The organism is bacterium (genome assembly GCA_035945995.1).
GTDB lineage: Bacteria > Sysuimicrobiota > Sysuimicrobiia > Sysuimicrobiales > Segetimicrobiaceae > DASSJF01.
Window position 1 is genome coordinate 41116 of sequence record DASYZR010000158.1, and the last position, 6378, is coordinate 47493.

The 6378-nt window shown below is 69.7% G+C and carries 6 protein-coding genes; all 6 read left to right on the forward strand.

The genetic code is table 11. From position 1 onward, the window contains the following. The first annotated feature begins 86 nt into the window (after positions 1 to 86). The 6 genes from VGZ23_18805 (at position 87) to VGZ23_18830 (ending at position 6148) form a co-directional block, all read left to right on the forward strand. A complete protein-coding gene (locus VGZ23_18805) occupies positions 87 to 542 on the forward strand; it encodes a hypothetical protein (GenBank protein ID HEV2359644.1) in 456 nt (151 codons plus the stop codon). A gap of 50 nt (positions 543 to 592) precedes the next feature. Further along, positions 593 to 994, forward strand: coding sequence for a DUF2231 domain-containing protein (locus tag VGZ23_18810; GenBank protein ID HEV2359645.1), 402 nt, complete (start codon positions 593 to 595; stop codon positions 992 to 994). Between the two features lie 75 nt (positions 995 to 1069). Further along, positions 1070 to 3565 (forward strand): leucine--tRNA ligase, encoded by a 2496-nt coding sequence (gene leuS, locus VGZ23_18815; GenBank protein ID HEV2359646.1) that lies wholly within the window; start codon positions 1070 to 1072, stop codon positions 3563 to 3565. A gap of 68 nt (positions 3566 to 3633) precedes the next feature. Further along, on the forward strand, positions 3634 to 4230 hold the full coding sequence (locus VGZ23_18820) for a sigma-70 family RNA polymerase sigma factor (GenBank protein HEV2359647.1): 597 nt from the start codon (positions 3634 to 3636) through the stop codon (positions 4228 to 4230). Further along, positions 4227 to 4784 (forward strand): zf-HC2 domain-containing protein, encoded by a 558-nt coding sequence (locus VGZ23_18825; protein HEV2359648.1) that lies wholly within the window; start codon positions 4227 to 4229, stop codon positions 4782 to 4784. Before VGZ23_18820 ends, VGZ23_18825 begins: the two co-directional genes overlap by 4 nt. Beyond that, complete coding sequence (locus VGZ23_18830) at positions 4781 to 6148, forward strand: sigma-E factor regulatory protein RseB domain-containing protein (protein ID HEV2359649.1); 1368 nt, start codon at positions 4781 to 4783, stop codon at positions 6146 to 6148. The genes VGZ23_18825 and VGZ23_18830 overlap by 4 nt, the downstream gene beginning before the upstream one ends. Positions 6149 to 6378 lie beyond the last annotated feature (230 nt).

Below are 6378 nucleotides of genomic sequence, written 5' to 3' on the forward strand. Positions count from 1 at the left end.
CTGTTACAATGGCTGCGGATGATGGGGAATAATCTGCCGGCGCCCGCGGCCGGCAAATCCCTGCACGGACTGAAGGGGGCGAGAGTGTGAGGGTTTGGGGGGTCGGGTTGGTACTCGTCGTCTGTCTTGTCGCGCTTTCGGCGATGCCGTCGGGGGCCGCGTCGGACCTCGCCGCATCGATCAAGACGCAACTCAAAACCGCGCATTTCCACGCCGGCGAACTGGCGCAAAAGGGCGCCATCGCCGCGACGCAGCTTCATCTGCACCATACGATCAACTGTCTCGAGGGGCCCTCCGGGCCGCACTTCTTCGCGGCGTCCGGGAATCCGTGTCAGGGTCAGGGGCATGGGATTCTGCCCGATCTGAAGGCCGCCGCCGCGGCCGGGGTCCCGGGTGCTCGGGCCGCGCTTGACGACGCGACCATCGCGCTGACCCTCGCCATGCAGGCGCAGAACATGACCGACGTCAACGAGGCGCAGCCCTGGGCGGCCGTGGTGGCGGAATATTTGCAGAAGGCGTCCGACGATCTCGGCGCGATGTAGGGTCCGATTGACCTAAGGGTGCGGCCGCCGCGAGAGGGGGATCGGCGCCCGTGCTGATCCACCCTCTCGTCGTTCATTTCCCGATCGCCTTGTGGCTGACCGCGGCGTTCTTCGATGTCCTGGGTCTGCGGAGACCCGGCGAGGCGCTGTTCCGGGAGATGGCGTACTGGCTGCTCGGCCTCGGCGTGGCCGCGGCCTTCGTTGCCATCGCCGTCGGCTGGATCGATCTGTGGAATCTTGAGGCGCAGGGAGTCGGTACCGGAATCGAGCACCGCCACCTGGTGCACAGTTCCTCCGCGTACGTCACGACGGCCCTGTTTCTCGCCATTTTCCTGTGGCGCTGGCGCCGCCGGAACGACGTGCCGGCGTGGGCCGCCGTCCTCTCGATCATCGGGGCGCTGGCCGTCGCGCTGACCGGCTACCTCGGCCACGACATGCGCCAGCTCATGTGACACCGGGGCCCCTACCTCTTCCGGACCTTTTCAGGTAAGATGACCGGTGAGCCCCGGTCTCCGGGGCCCCTGATCATGACCGATTCATACGATCCGACGGCCATCGAACAGAAATGGCGGGCCCGCTGGGAGGCGGACGCGCTCTACCGCGTCCGTGAGGATCCCGCGCGGCCGAAATTCTATTTCCTGACGATGTACCCGTACCCGAGCGGCGATCTGCACATCGGACACTGGTACCCCATGACCCCGTCCGACGCCAAGGCCCGGTACCTTCGGATGCGGGGCTACAACGTCCTGTTTCCGATCGGATTCGACGCCTTCGGGCTGCCCGCGGAGAACGCCGCGATCAGCCACGGCATCCACCCCTACAAATGGACGATGGCCAACATCGAACGTATGCGCGGGCAACTGCGCACGATGGGCACGATGTTCGACTGGTCGCGGGAGATTGTGACCTGCGATCCCGAGTACTACGTCTGGAACCAGTGGTTCTTCCTGAAGTTTTTCGAAGCCGGGCTGGCCTACCGGGCGATGGCGCCGGTCGACTGGTGCCCGAACTGCAACACGACGCTCGCGCGGGAACAGGTCGTGGGCCCGGAGCGGCGGTGCGAGCGGTGCGACACGCCCGTGATCAAGAAGGACCTCGAGCAGTGGTTCTTCCGGATCACCCGGTACGCCGAGGAGTTGCTGGACTTCAGCAAGATGGAGTGGCCGGAGCGCGTCGAGACGCTGCAGCGGAACTGGATCGGCCGCAGCGACGGCGCGGAGATCGTGTACACGAGCGAGCAGGGCGATCCGATCACCGTGTTCTCGACGCGGCCGGACACCCTGTTCGGGGCGACGTTCCTCGTGCTCGCCCCGGAGCACCCGCTGGTCGAGAAGCTGACGACGGCCGCGCATCGGACCGAGGTCCAAACGTATGTCCACCGCGCGCGGCGGCAGTCCGAGATCGAGCGCCTCGCGGAGGACCGCGAGAAGACCGGGGTCTTCATCGGCGCCTACGCCCGGCACCCGCTGACGAACGCGCGGATTCCGATCTACATCGGGGACTACGTGTTGCTCTCGTACGGCACCGGCGCGATCCACGCGGTTCCCGCCCACGACGCGCGCGACTGGGAGTTCGCGAAGAAGCACGGGCTGCCGATCCCGACCGTCATCGCGCCGCCCGACTGGGACGGGAAGCCGCTCGCGGAGGCCTACACGGGCGAAGGCACGATGGTGAACTCCGGTCCCTTCGACGGCACGCCGAGCGACCAGGGCCGCCGCCGGGTGACGGAGGCGCTCGAGCGAGCCGGCCGCGGCCGGGCGGCTGTGACGTACCGGCTCCGCGACTGGTTGATCAGCCGGCAGCGCTACTGGGGCACGCCCATCCCGATCATCTACTGTCCGGCCTGCGGGATGGTGCCGGTGCCCTACGAGGATCTGCCGGTGCGCCTGCCCGAGGACGCGGAGTTTCTCCCGACCGGCGAATCGCCGCTCAAGTACCACGAGAAGTTCCGCAAGACCACGTGTCCGCGGTGCGGGGGGCCGGCCGAGCGCGAGATCGACACGATGGACACGTTTGTGGACTCGTCGTGGTACCAGTATCGATTCCTGAGTCCGCACGATGCGGGCCGGCCGTTCGATCCCGAGGCCGGCCGGCGGTGGCTGCCGGTGGACCAGTACACCGGCGGCATCGAGCATGCCGTGCTGCACCTCATGTATACGCGGTTCTTCACGAAAGTCATGCGCGACCTGAGCCTCGTCGCGTTTGACGAGCCGATGCTGAGGTTGTTCAATCAGGGGATCATCCTCGGACCGGACGGCAACAAGATGAGCAAGTCGCGCGGCAACGTCGTCAACCCGGACGACTACGTGGGGACGATGGGCGCCGACACGGTGCGGGCGTACCTCATGTTCATCGGCCCGTGGGACGGCGGCGGGCCGTGGAACCCCCGCGGCATCGAAGGCGTCCACCGCTTCCTGCACCGCGTCTGGCACCTCGTGCTCGGGTCCTCGGCCGGGGCCGCCGCCGGGGGACGTACTGGCTCACGCAGTAGGCAGGACGACGCGACCGGCAACGGAGCCCCCCTTGCGGGGGAGGTACGGCGTGCGACGCACCAGACGCTCAAACGGGTCACGGAGGACCTGGAAGCCTTCCGGTTCAACACGGCGATCGCGGCCCTCATGACCTTCACCAACCGGCTCGCCGAGTTGCGGGCGCCCCCCGCGCAAGGCGCGGGGGCGGTCGCGGAATGGACGGAGGCGCTGCGGACGCTCGTCCTGATGCTTGCGCCGCTCACGCCGCACATCGCCGAGGAGTTGTGGGCGCGGCTCGGCCTGCCCTACAGCGTCCACCGGCAGCCATGGCCGGCGTGGGAGGAGGCCGCGGTCCGCGAGGACGTCGTCACCGTGGTGCTGCAGGTCAACGGCCGGGTCCGCGACCGGATCAGCGTCCCCGCCGGCCTCGACGAGGCGCGGCTGCGCGACGCCGCCTTGGAAAGCGAACGGGTGAGGAGATTCACCGACGGCAAAGCCGTTCAGGATGTCATTGTCGTTCCCGGGAAACTCGTCAACGTGGTCGCGCGGTAGGCGAAACTTTCCGGTCGCACTCAGCGTTAGACCGGGAGATGAGCGACACAGCGGCTGCTCTGGCGGTCATGGCGCCACCTGAGGCCGTGCGGGCGCCCGCCTACACGCCCGAGGAGCTGGCGCGGTACGACACCATCGTCCAGCGGTACGCGCGGCACGTCTACAACATCGCGTACCGGATGACGGGCAACGAGGCCGACGCACGCGACCTCTCGCAGGAGGCGTTTCTCCGGGTGTACCGGGCGCTCCGGCGAGTCCAGCCGGGCGCGCCGCTCGAGAGCTGGCTGTACCGCATCGTCAGCAACCTCTACATCGATCTGCTGCGCCGGCGGCCGCGGGCGCGCGTCGAGTCGCTCGACGCGCCGATCGACACGCCGCGCGGCGAGATCACCCGCGAGTTTCCCGACGCGGCGGCCAACCCGGAGGCCGTCTTCGAGCGCCAGCACATCGACGCCGCGATCCAGCAGGCGCTCGGCGTGCTGAGCCCGGACCTGCGCATGGTGGTGGTCCTCAGCGACATCGAAGGCTTCGCGTACGAAGAGATCGCGGCGATTTTGCGGGTACCGCTCGGCACCGTGAAGTCGCGCCTCCACCGCGCCCGTCAGGTGTTGCAGCATCGCCTCCGTCCGTACGTCGAGGCGCGGCGCCGGGGGTGGCAGCCGTGAATCACCATCGCGCCGGCCGCCTGCTCTCCGCGTACCTCGACGGCGAGTTGACGGCAGCGGAGGTCCAGGCGGTGCAGGCGCATCTGCTGGACTGCGCGGTCTGCCGCGAGGCGCACGAGTCCCTGCGGACGACGCGTGACCTCCTCGCGGGGGTGGCGCCGGCCGAACCGCCGGCCGAGTTCTGGCGGACCGTGCGCGGTCCCATGATGCGGGGGGCGGCGGCGACGGCCCTGGACCCCGTCTGGCGCGGGGTGCGGGGTGCGTGGCGGGCGGCGTGGCAGGGGGCGTGGCGGCCGATCGTGCTGCGCCGGCCGGCCTGGGCGCTCGCCGCGGTCGTCGTCATGCTGGCGCTCGCAGCGCTGCCCCTCGTGAAAGGCACGGTCGACCGGCTGCACGCGACCGAGATCGGCGTCGACCTCTACGTGCACGATCACGCGATGCAGATGGGCACGGCGCCGCTGGTAGATCGCGCGTACATCGGGCTCGTGTCGGGGGACGCCGAGCTGGTGCTGGCCGGAGAAACCCCGCGCCCGGTGGGAGACAACGTCCGATGAGGCGCCCGGCGTCGAGAGCGCTCGCCGCGGCGGTCGTGCTGCTGATCGCCGGCACCGCCCCCGCATTCCCCGCCGCCCCGCCCTCGCCGGCGGCCTCGGGTGCGGCCACGCCGAGCACGCGCGCGATTCTCACGATGGCGCTCGACGCGCCGAAGCTCATCGATTATGAAGGCACGAAGATCATCTCCGCCCTCCGCAACGGCCAGATGGAGACCGTGACGGTCGCCGAATCGCACAAGCGGCCGAATCTCCTGCGGCTGGAGTACCTGTCGCCGGAGGACGTGGCGGGCCGCCTGATCGTCGACGACGGCAAGATCGCGCATCACTACGAGCCCGCGCTCAACATGGTGTTCGAGGATCGTAGCATCCAGGATGGCGGGACCGGCTCGAGCCTGACCCTGTTGACGCGCAATTACGACATCGTGCTGCTCGGGACCGACGAGGTCATCGGCCGGCAGGCCTACGTCCTCTCCCTCACGCCGCACCGCACGGGCGTACAGCGGCAGTTGTGGGTCGACCGGCTGACGGGAACCGTGCTCCGCGAGGAGGATCGCGACGCCTCGCGCGGCCTGGTGCTCAGCACGTACTTCTCGCGGATCAGCTTCAGCCTCAACCTGCCGCAGGCGTACTTCCGGTTCCGGCCGCCGGCCGGCGCGCGGGTCGTCGCGTTCCAGACGATGGAAGGCGGCGGGTTGAGCCCGGCCGAGTTGCAGCAGAAAGTGGGCTTCCCCGTGCTGGTGCCGCCGGCGTTGCCCGAGGGGTACACGTTCCGGGGCGGCGCGGTGAGCCGGTTCGGGAGCCTGGTATCCGCCTACCTCCGGTACAGCGACGGCGGCAACATCATCTCGTTCTTTGAAGCGCCGGCGGGCTCGATCGGCTGGCCGTCGCTGGGGGTCCCGGTCCGGGTGCAGTCGCAGCCCGGCCGGTTCATCGATCTCGGATACCTGCGCGTGCTGATCTGGGAGCAGCGCGGCCTGCGGATTACGGCGGTGGGGACCGCGCCGTCGGAGACCTTGATGCTCGTGGCCGGTCAATTGATCGCCGGCCGCGAGGAGGCCATGGTCACGGACGTCTCTTTGCGGGCGGCGGCCGATCCCGCGGTCGTGCGGCGGCTCCGCGGACAGGGCCTGACCTTCTCCGAGATCGCCCGCACCCTCGCCATCTCGCACGCGCTCGGCACGAGCGTCGACACCACGGTGCGGTTCGTGCGCGGATCGCTGTCGGTCGCCGACCTGGCGGCGCAGCTCCGCCTGCAGCCGGACGCCCTCCGCGCCGCGGTCCGCCGTGCCGTGGACGGCGCGTCAATGACGCCGGCGTTGCCGGCGTCCGCGCCCGACGGACCGGCGCGTCCCGCGACGCCGTAACACCGATGTTCCGCATCCCAGGGTCGAGCCGCATGTGGCGAGGTCAGTGTACGGTAAGTCGCGGACGCCCGTGAGCGAGCGAACGGGGGACCGTCGACGCGACCGCATCGCCGGCCTGCTAGCGGCGGCCGCCGTCGCCGGCCTGCTCGCCGGTGGACCGGCCGCACCGGGCCCGGCTTCTCAGGCGCAGGCGGCCTCGATGGCCCCGGCGCCGCTCGCCCGCGGCTGGG

Excerpts from the sequence above, each read along its gene's own strand:
- VGZ23_18820 (HEV2359647.1), top strand. The coding sequence starts at position 3,634 with ATGGCGCCACCTGAGGCCGTGCGGGCGCCCGCCTACACGCCCGAGGAG.
- leuS (HEV2359646.1), top strand. The coding sequence starts at position 1,070 with ATGACCGATTCATACGATCCGACGGCCATCGAACAGAAATGGCGGGCC.
- VGZ23_18830 (HEV2359649.1), top strand. The coding sequence starts at position 4,781 with ATGAGGCGCCCGGCGTCGAGAGCGCTCGCCGCGGCGGTCGTGCTGCTG.